The organism is Lentzea albidocapillata, assembly GCF_000719115.1.
Taxonomy (GTDB): Bacteria; Actinomycetota; Actinomycetes; order Mycobacteriales; family Pseudonocardiaceae; genus Lentzea; species Lentzea albidocapillata.
In genome coordinates this window covers 199,187-221,450 of sequence record NZ_JOEA01000014.1, presented here as the reverse complement: position 1 = coordinate 221,450, position 22,264 = coordinate 199,187, and the positions used below count along the sequence as shown (strand labels likewise).

The following is a 22,264-nucleotide window of genomic DNA, read 5'->3' as shown; positions in this document are numbered from 1 at the left end:
GACATCCGGTTGGTAGCGGAGTAACGATATGCCTACCTCATACGGTATGCAATCTACAGTCGAAGCGCCAAGGGGAGCTGATCGCCGATGACGAGTTCCGCGGAGCCGGAGTCGATTCCTGAGTCCATCTCTGGTGGCCACCTGGTGGCGAAGGCCCTCAAAGCAGAGGGCGTCGACACCATCTTCACACTGTGCGGCGGGCACATCATCGACATCTACGACGGCTGCGTGGACGAGGGCATCGCCGTCATCGACGTCCGGCACGAACAGGTCGCGGCGCACGCGGCCGACGGGTACGCGCGGATCACCGGCAAGCCCGGTTGTGCCGTCGTGACCGCGGGGCCGGGTACCACCGACGCCGTCACGGGTGTCGCGAACGCGTTCCGCGCGGAGAGCCCGATGCTGCTGATCGGCGGCCAGGGTGCGTTGAGCCAGCACAAGATGGGCTCGCTGCAGGACCTCCCGCACGTCGACATGATGACGCCGATCACGAAGTTCGCCGCGAACGTCCCGCACACCGCCCGCATCGCGGACATGGTGTCGATGGCGTTCCGCGAGGCCAACGCCGGCGCGCCGGGACCGTCGTTCCTGGAGATCCCGCGCGACGTCCTGGACGCCAAGGTGCCGGTGAGCACCGCCCGAGTACCCGAAGCGGGGCACTACCGCGCGTCCACGCGCAGCGTCGGTGACCCGGCGGACATCGAGAAGCTCGCGGACCTGCTGGTGCACGCCCGCAAGCCCGCGATCCTGCTGGGCAGTCAGGTGTGGACGACGCGGGCCACGGACTCCGCGATCGACCTCGTCCGCACCCTCAACATCCCCGCCTACATGAACGGCGCGGGCCGCGGCACCCTGCCGCCCGGCGACCCGCACCACTTCCAACTGTCGCGGCGGTACGCCTTCGACAACGCCGACGTCATCGTGATCGTCGGAACCCCGTTCGACTTCCGGATGGGCTACGGCCGAAGGCTGTCCGCGAACGCGACGGTCGTCCAGATCGACCTCGACTACCGCACCGTCGGCAAGAACCGCGACATCGACCTCGGCATCGTCGGTGACGCGGACCTGGTCCTGTCGAGTGTCGCGCAGGCCGCGTCGGGTCGCGAGGACAACGGCGCGATGGGCCGCAAGGTGTGGCTGGAGGAACTGCAGGCGGTCGAGGAGAAGGCCCGGCAGAAGCGCGCCGAGCACCTGCTCTCCGAGGACATGCCGATCCACCCGTACCGCCTGGTGAGCGAGATCAACGACTTCCTCACCGAGGACTCGATCTACATCGGCGACGGCGGCGACGTCGTCACGTTCTCCGGCCAGGTCGTGCAGCCGAAGTCGCCCGGGCACTGGATGGACCCCGGTCCACTCGGGACGCTCGGCGTCGGCATCCCGTTCGTGCTGGCCGCGAAACTGGCCAGGCCGGACAAGGAGGTCGTGGCCCTGTTCGGTGACGGCGCGTTCAGCCTCACCGGCTGGGACTTCGAGACGCTCGTCCGCTACAACCTGCCGTTCGTCGGCATCGTCGGCAACAACTCGTCGATGAACCAGATCCGCTACGGCCAGGCGGCCAAGTACGGGCTGGAGCGCGAGCGCGTCGGCAACACGCTCGGCGACGTCCGCTACGACCAGTTCGCCAAGATGCTCGGCGGCTACGGCGAGGAAGTGCGCGACCCCAAGGACATCGGGCCCGCGTTGCGGCGTGCTCGCGAGTCCGGCAAGCCCTCGCTGATCAACGTGTGGATCGACCCCGACGTGTACGCGCCCGGAACCATGAACCAGACGATGTACAAGTAGGTGAGCTGAGATGGCCAAGGCCCTGGAGGGCGTCAAAGTCCTCGACATGACGCACGTGCAGTCCGGACCGTCGTCGACCCAGCTGCTCGCCTGGCTGGGCGCCGACGTCATCAAGCTGGAAACGCCGGGACGGGGCGACATCACCCGCGGCCAGCTGCGCGATCTGCCCGAAGTGGACAGTCTCTACTTCACGATGCTCAACTGCAACAAGCGGAGCATCACCCTCAACATGAAGTCCCCCGAAGGCAAAGAGGTCTTCGAGAAGCTCGTCGGCGACGTCGACATCCTCGTCGAGAACTTCGGCCCCGGCGTCGTCGAGCGGTTCGGCTACCCGTGGGAGAAGCTGCAGGAGCTCAACGACAAGCTCATCTACGCGTCGATCAAGGGCTTCGGGCCCGGCCGTTACGCCGACTTCAAGGCGTACGAGGTGATCGCGCAGGCGATGGGCGGCTCGATGAGCACCACCGGGTTCGAGGAAGGCCCGCCGCTCGCCACCGGCGCGCAGATCGGCGACTCGGGCACCGGCATCCACCTGGTGGCCGCGATCCTGGCCGCGCTGTACCAACGGACCAACACCGGACGCGGGCAGCGCGTCCAGGTCGCGATGCAGGACGCCGTCCTGAACCTGTGCCGGGTGAAGCTGCGCGACCAGCAGCGGCTCACCCACGGGCCGCTGGGGGAGTACCCGAACGAGCAGTTCGGGGACGAGGTGCCCCGCTCCGGCAACGCATCCGGTGGTGGCCAGCCCGGCTGGGCGGTGCGCTGTGCCCCCGGCGGCCCGAACGACTACATCTACGTGATCATCCAGCCCGTCGGCTGGGCCCCGCTGACCGAGCTGATCGGCAGGCCCGAGCTCGCCGACGACCCGGCGTGGAACACGCCGGAGGTCAGGCTCTCCAAGCTGGACAAGGCGTTCGCGCTGATCGAGGAGTGGACGGAGAAGCACACCAAGTGGGAGGTGATGGACAAGCTCAACGCCCACAACATCCCGTGCGGACCGATCCTGTCCACGAAGGAGATCATCGAGGACGAGACGCTGGCCGAACTGGGCACCGTGGTCGAGGTCGAGCACCCCGAGCGCGGCGCGTTCAAGACGGTCGGCAACCCGCTCAAGCTCTCCGACTCGGTCGTCGAGATCCAGCGTCCGCCGTTGCTCGGTGAGCACAACGACGAGGTCCTCGGAGCCCTGGGCTACAGCGCCGACCGGCTGGCCGGACTGCGCGCCGCCGGCGTCATCTAACCTCTAGGAGACGGAATCTCATGCCGGACAACGGCTACGACCGCGCCGCGGTCGAGAACGTACTCGCGAAGGTGCGGGCGGAGGGACGATCGTCGCTCACCGCGCCGGAGGGCAAGCGGGTCTGCGACGCCTACGGGATCGCGACCCCGGCCGAGGCGCTGGCGAAGTCGTCGGAGGGCGCCGTCGCGTTCGCCGAGGAGATCGGCTACCCGGTCGTGCTCAAGATCGTCTCACCGGACATCCTGCACAAGACCGAGGCCGGCGGTGTGCTGGTGGGCCTGCGCAACGCCGGTGAGGTCGCCGAGGGCTACCGCACGATCATCCACAACGCCGGGAACTACAAGGCGGACGCGGACATCACCGGCGTCCAGGTCCAGCAGCAGCTGCCGACCGGGAAAGAGGTCCACGAGGTCATCGTGGGCGCCACCACCGACGAGACGTTCGGCAAGATTGTCGCGTTCGGCCTCGGCGGCATCCTGGTCGAGGTGCTCAAGGACGTCACGTTCCGGCTGGCGCCCACCAGCCAGGACGAGGCCCTGTCGATGGTCGACGGCATCGCGGCGGCGGAGATCCTCCGCGGTGTCCGCGGCGCGCAGGGCGTCGACGCAGGCTTGCTCGCCGACCTGATCCACCGCGTGTCGGACCTGGTCACGGACTTCCCGCAGCTCGCGGAGGTCGACCTCAACCCCGTGCTGGCAACGCCTTCCGGGGCCACCGCGGTCGATGTCCGCATCCTGGTGGACGAGGACGCCGCCAGGCAACCGCACAGGTTCACCCAGGACGAGATCCTCGCCTCGATGAACCGGATCATGAGGCCGTCCGCCGTGGCCGTGATCGGCGCCTCGAACGAAGAGGGCAAGATCGGCAACTCGGTGATGAAGAACCTCGTCAACGGCGGCTACCAGGGCGAGATCTACCCGATCAACCCCAAGGCCGACGAGATCCTCGACCGCAAGGCGTTCGCCGGCATCGCCGACGTCCCGGGAGACATCGACGTCGCGGTGTTCGCCATCCCGGCGAAGTTCGTGCCGGCCGCTCTCGAAGAGGTCGGCAAGAAGGGCGTCGGCGGCGCGATCATGATCCCGTCCGGCTTCGGCGAGACGGGCAACATCGAGCTGCAGAACGAGATCGTGGCGATCGCGCGCAAGCACGGCGTGCGCATCCTCGGCCCGAACATCTACGGCTACTACTACACGCCGGAGAACCTCTCGGCGACGTTCTGCACGCCGTACGACGTCAAGGGCGGCGTCGCCCTCACGTCGCAAAGCGGCGGAATCGGCATGGCGATCCTCGGATTCAGCCGTTCCGCGGGCATGGGCGTCTCGTCGATCGTGGGTGTGGGCAACAAGGCCGACATCGACGAGGACGACCTGCTGACGTTCTTCGAGTCCGATCCGAACACCCAGCTCGTCGCGATGCACCTGGAGGACCTCAAGGACGGCCGGTCCTTCGCGGAAACGGCGAAACGCGTCTCGGCGAAGAAACCGGTCGTGGTGCTCAAAGCGGGACGGACCGACCAGGGTGCCAAGGCCGCGAGCTCGCACACCGGCGCACTCGCCGGCAACGACCGGGTCTACGACGACATCCTCAGGCAGAGCGGTGTGATCCGCGCTCCCGGCCTCAACGACCTGCTGGAGTACGCGCGCGGAATCCCGCTGCTGGCCACGCCCAAGGGCGAGAACGTCGTCATCATCACCGGCGCGGGCGGCTCGGGCGTGCTGCTCTCGGACGCCTGTGTGGACAACGGACTCAGCCTCATGAGCATCCCGGACGACCTGGACGCGGCGTTCCGGAAGTTCATCCCGCCCTTCGGCGCGGCGGGCAACCCCGTCGACATCACCGGCGGGGAACCGCCCTCGACCTACCGGAACACGATCGCGCTCGGTCTCGCCGACGACCGCATCCACTCGTTGATCCTCGGCTACTGGCACACCATCGTCACGCCACCGATGGTGTTCGCGAAGCTCGTGGTCGACGTCGTGGAGGAGTACCGGGCGAACGGGATCCACAAGCCCGTCGTCGCTTCCCTCGCAGGTGACGTCGAGGTGGAGGAAGCGAGCGAGTACCTGTACCGGCACGGAGTGGTTGCGTATCCGTACACAACGGAGAAGCCTGTCGCAGTACTGGGCGCCAAGTACAGGTGGGCCCGTGCTGCCGGCTTGCTATAGGTAGTCGCGAGTGGTCGTGGCCTTGGGAGAGGCCACGACCATTTTGCGGCAGTACAAGGAGAGATGGCCCGTCCGCGACCGTGAACACGCCCACGGTCGCGAACCCGCCAAGGAGGTCAACGAAGACAGCCGGTCCTCTGGAGGTTGTTAACCGTGGATGATCCAAATCTGGCCGCTCGCACAGATACCAGCACACCACCCGAGAAGGAACGTGTCTGGGCCGCGGGCAAGCTGGAAGCGATGCCCATCAGGAAACTCCCCGACGCACCACCGTCGATCCACCTGCTCGGCCCCACGGTGTTCCTGGTGGCTCTTGGCGTGGGCATGGGCGAGTCCTACATGTGGCCACGCCTGGTGCTGGTCTTCGGACCGGACATCAGGTGGCTCTTCCTGATCGGCGTGACGCTGCAGGCCGTCGTCATGCTCGAGATGGCGCGGTACGCGATGGCGACTGGGGAGAGCATCTTCTTCGGCGCCGCACGCGTGTTCAAACCGATCATGTGGTTCTTCTTCGTGGTGGCCATACTCGTCTACATCTGGCCAGGTCACCTGTCGGCCGGAGCGGCGGCTCTGGAAAAGATCACCGGCATACCCTGGACGGTGTCGGCCTGCGTGGGCCTGATCCTGGTCGGGGTGCTGTTCAGCCTCGCCAAGGTCATCTACAACCTGCTCGAGAACCTGCTGTCCATCCTCATCGGACTGCTCGTCGTCAGCACCGCGGTGGTGGCGGCGATGGTCGGCACCTGGGGAGACCTGACCAGCACGGTGTCCGGCATGTTCCAGTTCGGGTACTTCCCGGCGCAGGCCATGTCACCGGAGTGGTTCCCGATCATCGTCGGCTCGATCGCGTTCGCCGGCCCGTCCGGCATGCAGCAGATGTGGTACACGCTGCACCTGCGCGACAGCGGCGCCGGCATGGGCGCGCACATCCCGAAGGTCCGCGGGCTGCGGCACGCGGGCGACGAGGAGAAGATGCCGTCCCGCGGCTTCATGTTCGACACCGACGACAAGGCGGAGCTCGCGAAGTGGAAGGGCTGGCGGCGCTGGGTCACGTTCGACGCGCTGTTGCTGTTCTGGGGTATCACGATGCTCGTCACGGTGTCTTTCACGGTCCTCGCCCAGTCGGCGAGCCGCACGTCGCCGGACGTCAAGGCGCTCATCGAGTCCGGTGAGCGGGAGGCCGCTCTGAACGCCATGTCGGACGCCTTCGCGGCGGCGGGGGGACCGGTGCTCGGCGCGGTGTTCCTCGGGTTCATCGCGTTGATCGGCATGAACGCCACGCTGGGCCTGTTCGACTCGTTCTCGCGCGGCCAGGCGGACATGACGTACCACTTCGTCAAGGGCGCGAAGAAGTTCCGCATGTCGCACCTCTACGCGGGATTCCTCTGGGGTGTCATCACCTTCGGCATCCTGATCCTGCTGTTCGGGCCCGCCGACGGACCGGGCGCGATCCTAGACGTGCTCGCGTTCCTGTCGACGTTCGCCATGGGCGCCTACTGCGTGGTGCTCCTGCTGGTGAACAACCGGATGCTGCCCAAACCCATCCGCCCCAAGCTGATCACGAACATCATCATCGGCTTCGGCGCGGTGTTCTACCTGGGCATGCTGTTCTTCAGTCTCGTCAAGTTCGGAGTAGTGGTGGGCTGAGATGGCGATCCGCGAAGGCTTTCTCAAAGAAGCGGTGCCCGGCGCGTTCGTCGGTCTCGCCGCCGGGCTCATCGCGGGAGGGCTGGCCGCGCTCGTCGGCCAGCCGCTCGGGTGGGCACTCGTCACGACGGTGGCGCTCGGCCTGCCGCTGGGCGCGTTCGGCGGCGGTTTCAGCCTGCTGGTGGCGGCGGGCCGGCTCCCAGCGGGACGGTTCGCTCCGGTGGCTCTGTACTGGCTGGTCGCGTTTCCCGTGGCTCGGCTGGTGCACGAGATCACGGTGAGCCTCGTGCTCGCCGGTCAGGTCCGGCTGCCCCCGGATCTGGCCGGTTTCCTCGCCTACCAAGGCATCGTGAGCCTCGGCTGGGCCATCGGTTTCCTGTGGCTGCACGAGCGCATCGCGATGCGCCTGCGACTGCGACATCGTTTGCGAGCCACCGCCTCCCGCTGACCTTCCGCCGAAGGAGCAAGGATGTTGGATCTTCCCGTCTGGGTCTGGATCGCGACGATGGGCGGCATCGCCGCCGTCATCGCGTTCGACTTCTATCTGGTGGCACGCAAACCGCACGAACCGTCGTTCCGCGAGTCGTTGTACTGGGTGCTGTTCTACGTCGGCCTGGCCGTCCTGTTCGGACTCGGCGTCACGGTGTTCGCCGGGCCCGGCCACGGCGGTGAGTTCTTCGCCGGCTGGATCACCGAGTACTCGCTGAGCGTCGACAACCTGTTCGTGTTCGTGATCATCATGGCCCGGTTCGCGGTGCCGCGGGAGTACCGGCAGAAGGTGCTCATCGTCGGCATCGTCCTGGCCCTGTTGCTGCGCACCGTGTTCATCGCCCTGGGAGCACAGGCGATCTCGCGGTTCGACTGGCTGTTCTACTTCTTCGGTGCCTTCCTGATCTTCACGGCGTGGAAGCTGCTGAAGCAGGACGAGACCGAGGAGGCCGACGTCCCGGAGAACGCCGCCCTGCGCGCGGTGAAGAAGTTCCTGCCGGCGACCACGGTCTACCACGGCGCCGCGTTGACGACGCGCATCGACGGCAAACGCGTCGTGACGCCGATGCTCATCGTCATGGTCGCCGTGGGCACCACGGACCTGCTGTTCGCGGTGGACTCGATCCCGGCGATCTTCGGGCTCACCAAGGAGCCGTACCTGGTGCTGACCGCCAACGCGTTCGCGTTGATGGGCCTGCGCCAGCTCTTCTTCCTGGTGGGCGGTCTCCTGGATCGCCTGGTGCACCTGAGCAAGGGCCTCGCGGTGGTGCTCGCGTTCATCGGGTTCAAGCTCATCTTCGAGGCGATGCACCACCACGGTGTCTCGTGGGCTCCGGAGATTCCGATCGTGGTGTCTCTCGGGGTCATCGTGGCGACGCTGGCCGTCACGACGGTGTGGAGCCTGCACACCTCACGACGGGCTGCCCGTTCCGCCGTGGAGGATGCCGAGAGTGCGCGAAGGAGCGAAGAAGACGCTCCTGTCAGGGACTCTCAGCCGTGAATGCTGTGGCCTTCGGCGTCCTTGCGGAGCGTCCTGGCCACGGCCGCCTGGGCCTCGGCGTCCTTGCGCTGTTCCGTCAGCGCGGTGGACAGTCCGAGGCCCAGCGCGCGGCCGTCAGCGGAAGCACCGTTGCGCGGCTCGGTGAGGGAACGCGCGAAGTTCTTCAAGCGGGACATGGTCTTCCTCCTGTCGATGGTGGTTCCCGGGGCGCGCAGAGACCTGACAGGCACTGCGCCACGGGAGGAACAGGGTTGCGGCCGGGGTCTGTTCCACCGGATGTCCATCGTGTGGGTACCCGGCGGGAAACCTCTCGCGGGTCTCCGTTGACCCCGTCCCTGTTGCGATTCAGCATACTGCGTTTTGTATGCAATCGTCCGCCATCGTGTCGCGGATCACCCGTATGGTGTCAAATGACCGAATTGGGCGATCCGAGAGTGATGAGTCAGTCGCTCTCGGTGGAGCTTTCGGGTGCCTTGCGGTCGTGGTAGGTCTGGCGGGTCTGCTCTGCGTGGCGGTGCATGACCTCGCCGGCTCGTTCCGCGTCGCCGTCGGCGATGGCCGTGACCAGCTCGGCGTGCTCGTTCCAGGAGTCGCGGCTGCGCGGGCGGGCGATCGGGGTGTAGTACCAGCGCACCCGGCGGTCGACCAGGCCGATCATCTCGGACAGGACCTTGTTGCGGCCGATCGCCGCGACGGCCGCGTGCAGGTCGGCATTCGCCTTGACCAGGCGCTCTACGTTCGCGGTGCCCAGGGCCTCCTCGCCGGCCTTCTGCAGCTTCCTGAGAAGCTTCACGTCGGCCGCGGTGGCGTGCTCGGCGGCGAGCTTGGCCGAGTAGGTCTCCAGCACGCTGCGCACGGCGAGCAGCTGGTCGGCCTCCTCCTCGGTCGGGGTGTGCACGAAGGCACCCTGGGCGGGGCGCAGGTCGACCCACCCGTCGGTCTGGAGCCGTTGCAGGGCCTCGCGCACCGGCTGCCTGCTCACGCCCAGGTACTCGGCCAGCTCGGCCTCGACCAGGTGCTGGCCGGGGGCGAGGGTGCGGTTGACGATCAGCTCGAGCAAGGCGTCGTAGACGGCCTGTCGCAGCGGTGCGGGACGTTCGACCCGGCGGGTCGCCGCGGCACTGAGTGAACCGCGGGGCGCCCGGCGGCCACTGGGCAAAGAGGTCATGCCGGACAGAATACAGCTTTTCGTATGCAAAAAGCACTTCTAGAGATTCGGGCATGTTGGCCGTATACTGTATGCAATCTTAGCGAGCGGGGCGTGCTATGAAGATCGCTGTTCTCGGAGCCGGAGCGATCGGTGCCTACGTCGGTGCGGCTTTGCATCGTGCGGGCGTGGAAGTCCATCTGATCGCGCGTGGAGCTCATCTCGCCGCAATGCGTGAACACGGCGTGCGAGTGCTGAGCCCGCGTGGTGATTTCACCGCGCGTCCACATGCGACCTCGGATCCCGCGGAGGTGGGCGAGGTCGACTACGTTTTCCTCGGTCTGAAGGCGTACTCGTACGCGTCATCAGGCGATCTGCTGGCACCGCTGATGGGCCAGGACACGGCCGTGATCGCGGCGCAGAACGGGATCCCGTGGTGGTACTTCCACGGCATGACCGGACATCCCCTTGAGGGACAACGGATCGAGGCCGTGGACCCCGGCGGGTCGGTCACCGCCGTGCTGCCCATGGAACGGGCGATCGGCTGCGTCGTCTACTGCTCGACCGAGATCGAGTCGCCGGGTGTGATCCGGCACCTGGAGGGCACGCGGTTCTCGATCGGCGAGCCGGATCGCAGCATTTCCGCGCGGTGCGTCGCGCTGAGCGAGGCGATGATCGCGGGCGGGCTGAAGTGCCCGGTGGAGAAGGACGTCCGCGAGGACATCTGGATCAAGCTCATGGGCAACGTGGCGTTCAACCCGCTGAGCGCGCTGACCCGCGCGACCATGGTGGAGATCTGCGACCACGACGACAGCCGCGACCTCGTGGCCCAGATGATGGCGGAGACCCTGACCATCGCGCGGGCCGCGGGCTGCGACCCGCGGATCTCCATCGACAAGCGCATCGACGGTGCCCGCCGCGTCGGGCACCACAAGACGTCGATGCTGCAGGACCTGGAGGCCGGGAAGCGGCTGGAGATCGACGCGATCATCGCCGCCGTGGTGGAGATCGCCGAGCTCACCCGCGTGCCGGCGCCGACGTTGCGGCACGTCTACGCGGCGATCGACCTGCTGTCGCGCACGTCGCTGGTGTCCTGAGTCGCGACCTGTGACGCAACGACGAACGGGGGCCGGTGCGTCACGCACCGGCCCCCGTTTCCCCTCTCCCTCAGATCAGCTACCGGTGGCCTTGCCGTCTCCCCACAGCTGGGCCGGTCCCCACGGCTTCTGGATCTCGAAGTGGTGCGGGTGGGCGACGGTGAGGCCGGTCCAGCAGTACTTGTAGTACGTGCCGTCGAGCTTGAAGTCGACCGTGGGCCCCTTCTTACCGTCGATCCCGTCCTCGTCCCACATGATCACCTTGACGATCTTGCCCTTCCACTTCGGATCGTCGCTCTTGGTGCCCCGCAGGGTCACGCAGGCCTTACCCCTGTTCTCGCGGCCGGGAGGCGTGAACTGGCGTGAGTCCAGCGAGCAGCACATCTGGAAGCTGAAGGTGAACGGCAGGGTCGCGGCCGCCGCGGCGAACGCGTCGTCGGCGGTTCCTGGAACCTGCGCGCCGGTGACCGGCAGGGCCTCGACGACCTCCGGAGTGTCGGCCGCCCCCGCGGACCCACTGAAAAGCGTGGCTACGAGCAGCGCTGCCGTACCGACGGCAGCAAGCGTTCTGGTCAGCATGGAATCCCCCTCCATTTGCCTCAGTTCATGAGGCGCCGTACGCAGTAAACTGAGATGGCCAGGACCTGTCAACTCGCGTGTAGACGAAAGCTCCAATCCGTGCCACGGGAGTTCATGGGCCGGTCGGTAGGATGTCGCCATGTCAGAGGACGAAGGGGTGCTGGCCGCGCGGGTCGACCACCTGTTCCGCACGGTGCGGGCGGACGACGGCGGCGAGTACACCTTCGAGGAGGTCGCCGAGGCGATCAGGGCCAAGGGCGGCCCCACGATCTCCGCCACCTACCTGTGGCAGTTGCGCAAGGGCGTGCGGGACAACCCGACCAAGCGCCACGTCGAGGCGCTGGCGAGCTTCTTCGGCGTGCCGCCTGCCTACTTCTTCGACGCCGCCGAGGCCGCCCGGATCGACGCCGAGCTGACGCTGCTCAACGCGTTGCGGGACGCGCCCGTGCGCCAGCTCGCCCTGCGTGCCAGAGGGCTGTCGGACAAGAGCCTCGCCACCATCGCCGAGATGGTCGAGCGAGTGCGCGAGCTCGAAGGACTGTCCCAGGAGGACGGCTCGAGGTGAGTGCTCGAAGGCTGCGAAAGCTCCTGCGCGGCCTGGACATTCCGGTCCCGTTCGACGTGTCGTCGTTCGCGGGCCGCATCGCCGCACGCCGGGGCAGGCCGATCCACCTGATGCCCTTCGCGGGGCTCACCGGTGTGTGCGGTCTCTGGATCGCCACCGACGCCGCGGACATCATCTTCTTCGAGGAGGAGACCGCGCCGTTCCACCAGGAACACATCGTGCTGCATGAGCTGAGCCATGTGCTGTGCGACCACTACCCGGCGTCGGCGAGTCTCACCGAGATGGCGGAGCTCCTGCTGCCCAGCCTCGATCCGGCGCTGGTCCGGCGCGTGCTCGGCCGCACCGGGTACTCCACCGAGGAGGAACGCGAGGCGGAGTTGCTCGCGACCCTGATCCGCCAGCGCGTGCACACCGGCACCACGCTGGCCGACCGGCTGCACGCCGCGTTCGACGGTTTCCATGGGTGAGCTCCTGCTGCGGTACGTGCCGCCCGCCGTCGCGTGGCTGATGGTGTTCAGCTGGCGCGACGGCCAGGACGCGATCCGCAGGTTGTTCCTCGGGCTCGCCGTGTCGCTGACCGCGCTCACCCCGGCGGTCCAGCTGGCGGTGGGACACCTGACCGGAACGGCCACGCTCGCACGGTTGGCCGGGCACGCGGGAATGGTGCTCGTCGCGTGGTCGGCGCATGATCTCCTCGCGCACCTCAACGGCTTGCGGCGTAGCCGGTGGAGCACCTGGTGGACGGCGGGCATGTTCGGGGTGATGTGCCTGTGCTTCGCGCTGAAGCCGAGCCTTCTTCCCCAGGCACCGTGGGTTCTCGAGTACTGGACGGCGTACCTGCTCGCGCTGGCACCCGCGTTCGGCAACGTGATCCGGCTCGGCCTGCGATATGCCCGCACCACCTCCGGCCGCGCGCTGCGGTCCGGGTTGCACCTGATCGTGGCCGGTGCGGCGATGGCGTTGGTGTATCTGGTGAACCGGGTCGTGCGCGTCGGGTCGAGCCGCTTCGAGTTCGCCTATCCGCTCGGGTGGAACTTCTGGATGAGTGCGGTGCTGCCCAATGCCGCCCATGTCGTCGTGCTGGTGGGCGCCGCCGTGCCGGCCGTGGCGGCATGGAGGCGGCGATACCGCCAGTACACCCGGCTCGAACCGCTCTGGCGCGCGTTGGCCGACGCGGACCCGCGGATCGCGCTCAACCCGCGCGTCGGCTGGTGGAACATGCGGATGCGCCTGTACCGGCGCGTGATCGAGATCCGTGACGGCCTGCTCGACCTCCAGCCGTGTCGCGACGCGGACGTCGCCGCCGCCGCACGGGCCGCGGCGGCGAGCCCGGCACAGGTCGAGGCCGCGGTGGTCGCCGCGGCCATCAGGGCGCGGGGGATGACACCGCCCAGGGTGGAACCCGGTGCGGGGGCACCGGATCTGGACGGCGACACCGCGTTCCTGTGCGAGGTGTCGGACGCGTTCTCACTCCTGGACGATCGCCGCGTTCTGCAGGCGTAGTGGCACGAAACCGCAACTGGGGGCTAGCGCATACCGAAGATTGCATACAGTATGGGCGTAGGAGGTGCAGACGATGAGCAGGCGGAAGAAGACCGAGCCCTACGTGCGGCTGACCCAGCCACTGGTGCGCGACGCGGGAGTCCTGCGGCCGGCCACCTGGGACGAGGCGCTGGACAAGGCAGCAGAGGGCTTCCGCAGGAACGTGGCCAACGGTGGCCCGGACGCGTTCGGCATGTTCTCCTGTGCGAGGGCCACCAACGAGATGAACTACATGGCCCAGAAGTTCACCAGGGCCGTGATCGGCTCGAACAACGTCGACAGCTGCAACCGCACCTGTCACGCCCCGAGCGTGGCCGGGCTGGCCAAGGTGTTCGGCAGCGGTGGCGGTACCTCCTCCTACCAGGAGATCGAGGACGCCGACCTGATCGTGCTCTGGGGGTCGAACGCACGCGAGGCGCATCCGATCTTCTTCCAGCACGTGCTGAAGGCGGTCAACAAGGGCGCGAAGCTCTACGTGGTCGACCCCCGGCTGACCAGCACCGGCAAGTGGGCGCACGGGTGGTTGCGGCTCAAGGTCGGCACGGACATCCCGCTGGCGCACGCGATCGCGCGGGAGATCATCGCGTCGAACCTCACCAACATGTCGTTCGTCGAGCGGGCCACCGAGGGCTTCCAGGAGTTCGTGAAGGCCGTCGAGCCGTGGACGCTGCCGGTCGCCGAACTGGAGACCGGGGTGCCGGCCGAGCTCATCCGCGAGCTCGCGCACGCCTACGCCAAAGCGGACCGCGGTCAGCTCAGCTGGACGCTCGGCATCACCGAGCACCACAACGGCACCGACAACGTGCTGAGCCTCATCAACCTGTCGCTGCTGACCGGCCAGGTCGGGCGGTACGGCGCGGGGCTGAACCCGTTGCGCGGGCAGAACAACGTGCAGGGCGGCGGCGACATGGGCGCCATCCCCGACCGGCTGCCCGGCTTCCAGGACATCACGGATCCCGGTGTCGCCAAGAAGTTCAACGACGCGTGGGGCTCGAACTTCAAGGCCTCGAAGGGCTGGAACCTCACCCAGATGCTGGAGGCGATGGAACGCGGTGACATGACCACCGTGTACATCATCGGCGAGAACCCGGTGCAGTCCGAGGCTGACTGCGAGCACACGATCAAGCGTCTGTCCAACTTGGACCACGTGGTGGTGCAGGACATCTTCCTCACCAAGACCGCGCAGCTCGCACACGTCGTGCTGCCCGCCGCCGCGGCCTGGTGCGAGACCGACGGCACGTTCACGAACAGCGAGCGCCGGGTTCAACGCGTCAGGAAAGCTCTCACCCCACCAGAGGGTGCGCGTGACGACATCGAGATCATGGGCGAGATCGCCACGCGGCTCGGCGCGGCCTGGCAGCACATGACCGGCCAGGCCGTGTGGGACGAACTCCGCAGCCTGTCGCCGATCCACACCGGCATGACGTATGACCGGCTCGAGAAGCTCGGCGGCATCCAGTGGCCGTGCCCGGACGAGGACTCCCTCGAACCCAGCTTCCTGCACGGCAGGTTGTGGGAGGAGGACCCGGTCAAGCGCGGCATGCCCGCGACGTTCTCGCCGGTGCTGCACAGCCCGCCCGTCGACGAGCTGACGAGTGAGTTCCCGTTCCGGCTCACCACCGGCCGGCGGCTCGACTCCTACAACACCGGTGTGCAGTCGGCCGGGTTCGAGTCGCCGCTGCGCATGGGCGAGACGCTCGACCTGTGCCCGCAGGACGCCGAGACGCTCGGGGTCACCGCGGGTGAGGAGGTGTCGATCACCAGCAGGCGCGGGCAGATCCAGGCGCCGGTGCGGATCGACGACGGACTGACGCCGGGTCTGGTGTTCATGACGTTCCACTTCCCGGACGAGATCGACGTCAACGTGCTCACGATCGAGGCGACCTGCCCGATCGCGGGAACGGCGGAGTACAAGGCCGCGGCAATCCGCATCGACAAGCTTCCGGTGAAGGTGGGCTGAGTGGATCTCAAACTGCTCGACGTCGAGCCGTCCGAGGCCGAACGCGTCGTCGTGGACCTGTTCACCGGCATGGGCAGGGACCAGCTGTTGCCCGCCCTGCACGCGGTCAACGACAGGGTCGGCTGGATCAGTCAGGGCGCGCTGAACCACATCTGCCGCGTCCTGCACATCCCTCCGGCGGAGGCGTACGGGGTGGCGAGTTTCTACTCGCTGTTCTCGCTGTCCGAACGGCCGCCGAAGGTCGTGCACGTCTGTGTCGACCTGGCCTGCCAGGTCAACGGCGCGAAGTCGTTGTGCGACAGGCTGACCGCCGAGCTCGGTCCGGCGGGGGCGAAGAGCGGCTGGTTGCGCAGCCCGTGTCTGGGGGTGTGCGAGAAGGCTCCGGTCGCGCTCGCGTTCGAGGCGGGGGAGGTGGCGGCGGAGCAGCTCCTGGCGCCCACCACCGCCGAGGAGGTGATCGCGGTGGCGGCCGCCGGTCCCTCTCATGTGGACGGTGAGCGCGCGGAGGTGCCGCAGGCCGGGTCCCCTGGCCTGCGGCTGCTCAAGCGGGTTGGCGTCGTCGATCCGGAGTCGCTCGACGACTACCGGGCGACGGGCGGCTATTCGGCGTTGCGGACGGCTCTCCTGCTGGGGCCGTCGGGGGTGATTCGCGAGGTCACCGACGCCAAACTGATGGGCCGCGGCGGTGCGGCGTTCCCGACCGGCCGGAAGTGGGACGCGACCGCCCGCCAGCCCGTGCGCCCGCACTACCTGGTGTGCAACGCGGACGAGAGCGAGCCCGGCACGTTCAAGGACCGCCTGCTGATGGAGGGCGACCCGTACGCGGTGATCGAGTCGATGACGATCGCCGGGTACGCGGCCGGCTGCTCGCGCGGCTACCTCTACCTGCGCGGCGAGTACCCGAGGGCGCTGCACCTGCTGCGCAACGCCATCGCGCGGGCCAAGGAACGCAACTTCCTCGGCGAGAACATCATGGGCCACGAGGGTTTCTCGTTCGAGATCGAGATCCGCCGCGGCGCGGGGGCGTACATCTGCGGCGAGGAAACGGCGATCTTCAACTCCATCGAGGGCTTCCGCGGTGAGCCGAGGTCGAAGCCGCCGTTCCCGGTGGAGTCGGGGCTCTTCGGCAAACCGACGGTGGTCAACAACGTGGAGACGCTGGTCAACGTACCGGTGATCCTCACGGAGGGATGCGAGGCCTACACCCGCATCGGCACCTCCGGCTCGGCGGGCCCGAAGCTCTTCTGCCTGTCTGGCAACGTCAGTCGTCCGGGCGTGTACGAGGTGCCGTTCGGCACCACGCTCGGGGAACTCCTCGATCTGGCGGGTGGCGTGCCGCCAGGCCGGGAGCTGCGAGCGGTACTGCTCGGCGGGGCGGCAGGCGGGTTCGTCCGCCCGGACGAGCTCGACCTGCCGCTCACCATGGAGGACGCGCGGGCGGCGAACACCACGCTCGGCTCCGGCGTCGTGCTGGTGCTCGACGACACGGCCGACCTGGGCAGCTTCCTGTTGCGCATTGCCGCGTTCTTCCGCGACGAGTCGTGCGGGCAGTGCGTGCCGTGCCGGATCGGCACCGTGCGCCAGGAAGAGGCGATGCACCGGCTCGTGGGGAAGCGTCCGCTGAGCACCAGCGCGGAGGATCTCCAGCTGCTGCGGGAGGTCGGGCAGGTCATGCGCGACTCGTCCATCTGCGGTCTCGGGCAAACAGCCTGGAACGCCATCGAATCAGCCCTCGACCGCCTGGGTTACGCAGAGGAGGCAGCGTCATGACGATCGTCGAAATCGGACTCCCGAAACGACTGGTCGAGCTGACTTTGGACGGCGAGTCCGTGCGCGTGCCGGAGGGAGCGACGATCCTGGACGCCTGCACGGCCAAGGGAAAGTCGATCCCCACGCTCTGCTACGGCGACACACTGAAGCCGGCGAACGCCTGCCGCGTCTGCATGGTCGAGGTCGAGGGCTCCCGCACGCTCGTGCCGTCGTGCTCGCGCAAGGTCGAGCCGGGCATGGTCGTGCACACGGACTCGGAGCGCACGACGCACAGCCGCAAGCTGGTTCTCGAACTTCTCGGGTCCGCGACGGACCTCTCCACCACGCCGCACGTGGACGAGTGGATGTCCGCGTGCGGTGCCGACCCCTCCCGCTTCGGCCCGCCGGCACCGCCGTCGACCGACCGGGACGACCGCCGTCCGGGCGAGCACGAGGAACCCGACGGCCAGACGGCCGCCACCGTGCGGCAGCCGATCAAAGTGGACAATCCGCTCTACGTCCGCGACCTGGGCAAGTGCATCATGTGTTACAAGTGCGTCGACGCGTGCGGCGACCAGTGGCAGAACACCTTCGCGATCTCGGTGGCCGGCCGCGGCTTCGACTCGCGGATCTCCACGGAGTTCTCCACACCGCTGCCCGAAAGCGCTTGTGTCTACTGCGGCAACTGCATCGAGGTCTGTCCGACGGGTGCGCTGAGCTTCAAGCGCGAGCACGACAAGCGCGAGGACGGCACCTGGGACGAAGAGGCCCAGACGCAGACCACGACCATCTGCACTTTCTGCGGTGTCGGGTGCAACCTCACCCTGCACGTGCAGGACAACGAGATCGTGAAGGTCACGTCGCCGCACGAAAGCACGGTCACGCGCGGAAACCTGTGCATCAAGGGCCGTTTCGGCTGGCAGCACGTGCAAAATCGCTGAGCAGTGACATCTCCTTCTGGAGTGGAGGGCCGCCCAATGCCGTTGATCCTCAAGCCCGGCACGTCGTGGCACGACGTCTACTCGCAGTGCGTGAAGGTTGCACCCGAAGCGTTCCACGACGACCGGCTGCTCAACCACTTCGGCGGCGAGTGGAGTCGTTCCGGCGAACCGATGCCCGCCACCAGTCCGGTCGACGGTTCCACCATCGCGGGCCCGCCGTTCCTCGACTTCGACGTCGCGGGACGGGCGGTCGTCGCGGCCGTCGACCAGCACATCGAGTGGCGCAACGTGTCTCTGGCGGACCGCAAGGCGCGTGTGTCGGAGGCTTTGGACGCTCTGACCGAGCACCGCGACCTGCTGTCGTTGCTGCTGGTGTGGGAGATCGGCAAGCCGTGGCGGCTCGCCACGGCCGACGTCGACCGCTGCATCGAGGGCGTGCGCTGGTACGTCGACGAGATCGACTCGATGCTGGCCGGTCGTGCGCCGCTGAACGGCCCGGTCAGCAACATCGCCTCGTGGAACTACCCGATGAGCGTGCTGATGCACGCGATGCTGGTGCAGGCGCTGGCGGGCAACGCCGTCATCGCCAAGGCGCCGACGGACGGCGGCGTCAGCTGCCTGACGCTGGCGACCGCGCTGGCCGTCCGGTCGGGACTGCCGTTGACGCTCGTGTCCGGCAGCGGGAGCGAACTCGCGCCGGTGCTGGTCGGGTCGTCGTTCCTGGGCTGTGTGTCCTTTGTGGGCGGTCGCGATGTCGGCAGCGCCATCGCGACGCGCCTGGTCGACTCGAACCGGCGGCACGTCCTGGAGCAGGAGGGCCTGAACTGCTGGGGCGTCTGGGAGACCGACTCGTGGGACATGCTCGGCACGCAGATCCGCAAGGCGTTCGACTACGGCAAGCAGCGCTGCACCGCCTATCCGAGGTACGTGGTGCAACGGTCGCTGTTCGACAAGTTCCTGAGCGTCTACCTGCCCGCGGTGCGGGACGTGAGGTTCGGGCACCCGCTCGCCGTCGCTTCGCCTGGTGATGAGCTGCCGGAGCTGGACTTCGGGCCGTTGATCAACGACGCGAAGGCCAAGGAGCTCGGCGACGTCGTGGACGAGGCGATCCGGGCCGGCGGCGTGCCGCTGTACCGGGGATCGGTGGACTCCGGCCGGTTCCTGCCGGGCCAGCAGACCGCCGCGTACCTCGCGCCGGTCGCGATCCTCGACCCGCCACGCTCGTCGGTGCTGCACCACGCCGAGCCGTTCGGGCCGGTCGACACGATCGTCCTGGTCGACACCGAGGCCGAGCTGCTGGCCGCGATGAACGCCTCCAACGGCGCCCTGGTCGCGTCACTGGCCTGCGACGACGAGGCCACCGCGCGGCGGCTGAGCGAGGACGTGCAGGCGTTCAAGGTCGGCATAAACAAGCCCCGGTCGAGGGGTGACCGGGACGAGGTGTTCGGCGGTCGCGGTGCCTCCTGGCGTGGCGCGTTCGTCGGCGGCTCGTTGCTGGTCCACGCCGTCACCGAGGGCCCGGCCGACGAACGGCCGTACGGCAACTTCCCGTCCTACTCGCTCTACCCACCCACGTGACGTACCGGGCGGACCTGCTCCGCATCGTGCAGACCGTGGTGGCGCCGAACGCCGCGGACGTCGACCAGCACCCCAGATTCCCGCGCGCCGCCGTGAACGCCCTGGGCGCGCGGGGCCTGCTGGGAATGACGATCTCCCGCACGGTCGGCGGGGGAGGCCAGGACGTCCGGTCGGCCGGCAGGGTGGTCGAGGAGGTCGCCAGGGTCTGTGGCGCAACGGCTTCCGTGCTGCGCTCGCACTACTCCGCGGCCGCCGTGCTGGACCGCTCGGGCCCACACTGGTTGCGAGCCGAGATCGCGGCGGGCCGGCACCTGTCTACGTTGGCGGCCTTCGGTCCGACTGGCGAGATGTCGACCCATGGCGACGTGGTGCAGGTGCGGGCGCGCAAGAGCTGGGTGATCGCGGCCGGCGAGGCGGACAGCTACGTCTGGTCGTGCGGCTCGGCGTTGTGGCTCGTTCCCGCCGAGGCGCCGGGGCTGCTGGTCCCGGCCGATCATGCCGGGATGGGCCTGCGGGGGACCGTCGCCACCTGCGTGGAGGCGGATCCCGTGCGAGTACCCGCGTCCAACCGGCTGTGGTCGGAGGAACTGGCGTTCCCGTGGTTCATGGTGCTCGGGGCGGCGGTGTCGCTGGGGCTGATGGAGGGCGCGCTCGCGGCGGCGATCGGGCACCTCGGTGGCGGTGATCCGCGCACCCGGTCCGATCTGGCCCGGATGCGGTTGCGCACGGACGCGGTCCGGGTGCTGTACAACGACACGCTGTCCGCGGTGACGTGGCATCCGGAACGGTCGGCCGACCGCGTCCGGCTGCTGGCGGTCACCGCGACCGAGGCCGCCGTCGCGGTGACGGACCTGGCGATGAAGGTGTGCGGGGACGCGGCCTTCCGCCGGGATCTGGGTATCGAGCGGCGGTTCCGGGACGCACGGGCGGCGGCCGCGATCGAACCGACGGTCGACGTTCTCCTGGAATCAGTGGAGATCTGAATGTCGCTTGGCTAGGGTCGCGGGCATGTCTGACGGACCCAAGGGCCCCGGACTCGGGGTGGCCGCGCTGGTGCTGGGGTTGCTCGGGGTCGTGGTGACGTTCCTGCCGATGAACCTCGACGGTGTACGCCCTTACTCCGCCTGGGCTTTCGGGCTGCCGGGGTTCGTGGTCGCGATCCTCGGCCTGCTCGGGAACCGCAGGGGCAAGGCGTTCGCCGTGGCGGGCGCCTTGCTGTCGTTGCTGGCCGTGCTCATCGGTGTCATCGCGATGGGCAACGTCGTCGCGAAGTCATGAGGCCAGCGGCAGGAAGTAGACGAGAGCGTCGTCCACGCCGTCGAGCCCGATGACGTCGTGGGCGATGTCGTCGTAGAACCCGCCGACGAGTCCGGTGCGGATGCCCAGGTTCGCCGCTGTGACGGTGAGGTTCTGGGCGAGGTGCCCGGCCTCGGTGAACGCGAACCTGAGCGCCCGCAGGCCGTAGGTCTGCCGCAGCGAGCCGAGTCTGATGTAGAGGGCCAGCACGGCGGGGGTGCCGGAGAGTTCCGTGGTGCCGGGGCCGAACCACATCGAGGTCGCCTCCAGGTCCTCGATCGGCGGCGCCTCGCCGAACCACGTCAGGGCGCGCTCGACCTCGTTCACCTCGTACCGGCCCCTGGCCAGGCCGTCGACGTTCAGCGCGATGAGCCTGATCCTGGCGCAGTACTGGGCTCCGGCGCTCGGGTACGGCCACCGGCCGTCCTTGGGGGACATGGAGTTCCACAGCAGGGTGCCGAGCTGTTCCGCGTTCAGGTCACCGGTCAGGTCGCGGCTGGTCCTGCGCGCTCTGAGCGTGTCGGTGTCCACTGTGGACGGCAACGACGTGGTGGCGGGCCACTTCTGCCTGTTCGGTGCGGCCTTGCGGGGCAGCTGGTCATTGAAGCCCGGCAGGAACTTGCTCGCCTCCAGGTAACGGCGGTCAGGCGCCGTCTCGCCGTCGTCGTGGAAGTCCGTCAGACCGTTGGGGGACATGGCGGCGGCCGCGGTGGTCCAGCAGATCATGCGTTCTTCGTTGGGGGTGATGCCCAGGCGGTTGAGCAGCATGTGCAGCTGCGAGGCCCAGACGTACGGCAACCAGACGTCGAGTTTTTGCTTGGCTTCGTTGATCGTGCTCCGCCAGTGGGCGACCGCGCCTCGGGGTTCGCGGTGCCAGCGCGCGGCCAGGTCGCGGCCGCGCTTGGCCATGAGCTGGTTGGCGGCGTGCTGGGAGCCGATGGTGGGCACGGGTGCCTGCTCCTGGACGTTGCGCCAGCCGGAACCCAGGCTGCGCAACCAGCTCGCGGCCTGCGGCAGGTTCAGGTCGAGCGCCTTCGCCGTGGCGATCGTGAGGTCGATGGCGGCGGTGAGGCGGGCGCTGTCCGTGTGGGTCGCCTTGAGCACCGCGACCGCCACCTCCGTGCTGTGGCAGAAGACTTCTTCGGCGATCGGCAGCGCCTGCGGGCCGCCGTACCGTTCGGTCTCCGGGACGTACTCGACCTCGCGGACGTCGCCGTGCGGGAGCCAGTCCGGTTCTCCATGCTCCTGCGCGAAGTCCTGAGCCGCGATGAGCTCCCGCAGGCGCACTTCGAGCTTGTCGGCGTTCTGCGCGTTCCTGATCCTGACTCGGAGGTGCGGCCCGGTTTCCCAGTAGCGCAGGAAGTACCACTCCTGGCCGGCCATCGCGGGGGCCAAGGCGTCGGCGACGAACGTATCGAGGTCCGCTCGGTTCCAGTTCACCCTGCAGTGCAGGCCGGTCCAGGTCACAGCTGCTCCAACGG

Annotated in this window: 20 protein-coding genes; 16 read left to right on the top strand and 4 right to left on the bottom strand. The window is 68.1% G+C overall.

Translation table 11 applies throughout. From position 1 onward, the window contains the following. Window positions 1–87 precede the first annotated feature (87 nt). The 6 genes from IG04_RS0122625 (at window position 88) to IG04_RS0122600 (ending at window position 8,329) form a co-directional block, all read left to right on the top strand. A complete protein-coding gene (locus IG04_RS0122625; RefSeq protein ID WP_030478693.1) occupies window positions 88–1,785 on the top strand; it encodes a thiamine pyrophosphate-binding protein in 1,698 nt (565 codons plus the stop codon). A gap of 10 nt (window positions 1,786–1,795) precedes the next feature. Next, entirely contained in the window at window positions 1,796–3,025 is a 1,230-nt protein-coding gene (frc, locus tag IG04_RS0122620; protein ID WP_030478692.1) for a formyl-CoA transferase, read from the top strand. A 20-nt stretch (window positions 3,026–3,045) separates the two neighbouring features. Beyond that, window positions 3,046–5,193: an acetate--CoA ligase family protein gene (locus IG04_RS0122615; protein WP_030478691.1), complete on the top strand. Its 2,148-nt coding sequence runs from the start codon at window positions 3,046–3,048 to the stop codon at window positions 5,191–5,193. Between the two features lie 153 nt (window positions 5,194–5,346). Continuing rightward, window positions 5,347–6,840, top strand: coding sequence for an Nramp family divalent metal transporter (locus IG04_RS0122610; RefSeq protein ID WP_051770441.1), 1,494 nt, complete (start codon window positions 5,347–5,349; stop codon window positions 6,838–6,840). A gap of 1 nt (window position 6,841) precedes the next feature. Then, the gene (locus IG04_RS0122605; protein ID WP_051770440.1) at window positions 6,842–7,288 is read left to right on the top strand and encodes a hypothetical protein; all 447 of its coding nucleotides are present in this window, start codon (window positions 6,842–6,844) and stop codon (window positions 7,286–7,288) included. Between the two features lie 24 nt (window positions 7,289–7,312). Beyond that, window positions 7,313–8,329, top strand: coding sequence for a TerC family protein (locus IG04_RS0122600; RefSeq protein WP_051770603.1), 1,017 nt, complete (start codon window positions 7,313–7,315; stop codon window positions 8,327–8,329). On the opposite strand, the gene IG04_RS0122595 is transcribed toward IG04_RS0122600, so the two are convergent. Together IG04_RS0122595 and IG04_RS0122590 are read right to left on the bottom strand one after the other, a co-directional pair. Next, window positions 8,320–8,505, bottom strand: coding sequence for a hypothetical protein (locus IG04_RS0122595; protein ID WP_030478687.1), 186 nt, complete (start codon window positions 8,503–8,505; stop codon window positions 8,320–8,322). The two genes, IG04_RS0122600 and IG04_RS0122595, sit on opposite strands and share 10 nt — an antisense overlap. Window positions 8,506–8,771: 266 nt before the next feature. Continuing rightward, a complete protein-coding gene (locus IG04_RS0122590) occupies window positions 8,772–9,497 on the bottom strand; it encodes a GntR family transcriptional regulator (protein WP_030478686.1) in 726 nt (241 codons plus the stop codon). Between the two features lie 98 nt (window positions 9,498–9,595). On the opposite strand from IG04_RS0122590, the gene IG04_RS0122585 reads away from it, so the two are divergent. Beyond that, entirely contained in the window at window positions 9,596–10,573 is a 978-nt protein-coding gene (locus IG04_RS0122585) for a 2-dehydropantoate 2-reductase (protein ID WP_030478685.1), read from the top strand. A gap of 75 nt (window positions 10,574–10,648) precedes the next feature. Here the strand turns inward: IG04_RS0122585 and IG04_RS0122580 are convergent, their stop codons facing one another. Then, window positions 10,649–11,152, bottom strand: coding sequence for a hypothetical protein (locus IG04_RS0122580; RefSeq protein WP_084401112.1), 504 nt, complete (start codon window positions 11,150–11,152; stop codon window positions 10,649–10,651). A 139-nt stretch (window positions 11,153–11,291) separates the two neighbouring features. Between IG04_RS0122580 and IG04_RS0122575 the strand changes: the two genes are divergently transcribed. From IG04_RS0122575 to IG04_RS0122535, 9 genes are all read left to right on the top strand, one after another. After that, on the top strand, window positions 11,292–11,717 hold the full coding sequence (locus IG04_RS0122575) for a helix-turn-helix domain-containing protein (RefSeq protein ID WP_030478683.1): 426 nt from the start codon (window positions 11,292–11,294) through the stop codon (window positions 11,715–11,717). Continuing rightward, window positions 11,714–12,184 (top strand): hypothetical protein, encoded by a 471-nt coding sequence (locus IG04_RS0122570; protein ID WP_030478682.1) that lies wholly within the window; start codon window positions 11,714–11,716, stop codon window positions 12,182–12,184. The genes IG04_RS0122575 and IG04_RS0122570 overlap by 4 nt, the downstream gene beginning before the upstream one ends. Continuing rightward, window positions 12,177–13,220 carry an MAB_1171c family putative transporter gene (locus IG04_RS0122565; RefSeq protein WP_030478681.1) on the top strand — a complete coding sequence of 348 codons (1,044 nt, stop codon included), beginning with the start codon at window positions 12,177–12,179 and terminating at the stop codon, window positions 13,218–13,220. The genes IG04_RS0122570 and IG04_RS0122565 overlap by 8 nt, the downstream gene beginning before the upstream one ends. Window positions 13,221–13,293: 73 nt before the next feature. Beyond that, a complete protein-coding gene (locus IG04_RS0122560) occupies window positions 13,294–15,219 on the top strand; it encodes a molybdopterin oxidoreductase family protein (protein WP_030478680.1) in 1,926 nt (641 codons plus the stop codon). Beyond that, window positions 15,220–16,989: an NAD(P)H-dependent oxidoreductase subunit E gene (locus tag IG04_RS0122555; RefSeq protein WP_030478679.1), complete on the top strand. Its 1,770-nt coding sequence runs from the start codon at window positions 15,220–15,222 to the stop codon at window positions 16,987–16,989. Next, window positions 16,986–17,909: a 2Fe-2S iron-sulfur cluster-binding protein gene (locus IG04_RS0122550; protein WP_030478678.1), complete on the top strand. Its 924-nt coding sequence runs from the start codon at window positions 16,986–16,988 to the stop codon at window positions 17,907–17,909. The genes IG04_RS0122555 and IG04_RS0122550 overlap by 4 nt, the downstream gene beginning before the upstream one ends. 36 nt (window positions 17,910–17,945) lie before the next feature. Then, a complete protein-coding gene (locus IG04_RS0122545) occupies window positions 17,946–19,487 on the top strand; it encodes an aldehyde dehydrogenase family protein (RefSeq protein ID WP_030478677.1) in 1,542 nt (513 codons plus the stop codon). Beyond that, on the top strand, window positions 19,484–20,470 hold the full coding sequence (locus IG04_RS0122540; protein ID WP_051770438.1) for an acyl-CoA dehydrogenase family protein: 987 nt from the start codon (window positions 19,484–19,486) through the stop codon (window positions 20,468–20,470). The genes IG04_RS0122545 and IG04_RS0122540 overlap by 4 nt, the downstream gene beginning before the upstream one ends. Before the next feature lie 25 nt (window positions 20,471–20,495). Further along, entirely contained in the window at window positions 20,496–20,765 is a 270-nt protein-coding gene (locus tag IG04_RS0122535) for a hypothetical protein (protein WP_030478675.1), read from the top strand. Here IG04_RS0122535 and IG04_RS44140 read toward each other — a convergent pair. Beyond that, window positions 20,760–22,250 (bottom strand): thiopeptide-type bacteriocin biosynthesis protein, encoded by a 1,491-nt coding sequence (locus IG04_RS44140; protein WP_051770436.1) that lies wholly within the window; start codon window positions 22,248–22,250, stop codon window positions 20,760–20,762. The two genes, IG04_RS0122535 and IG04_RS44140, sit on opposite strands and share 6 nt — an antisense overlap. Between the last annotated feature and the right edge of the window lie 14 nt (window positions 22,251–22,264).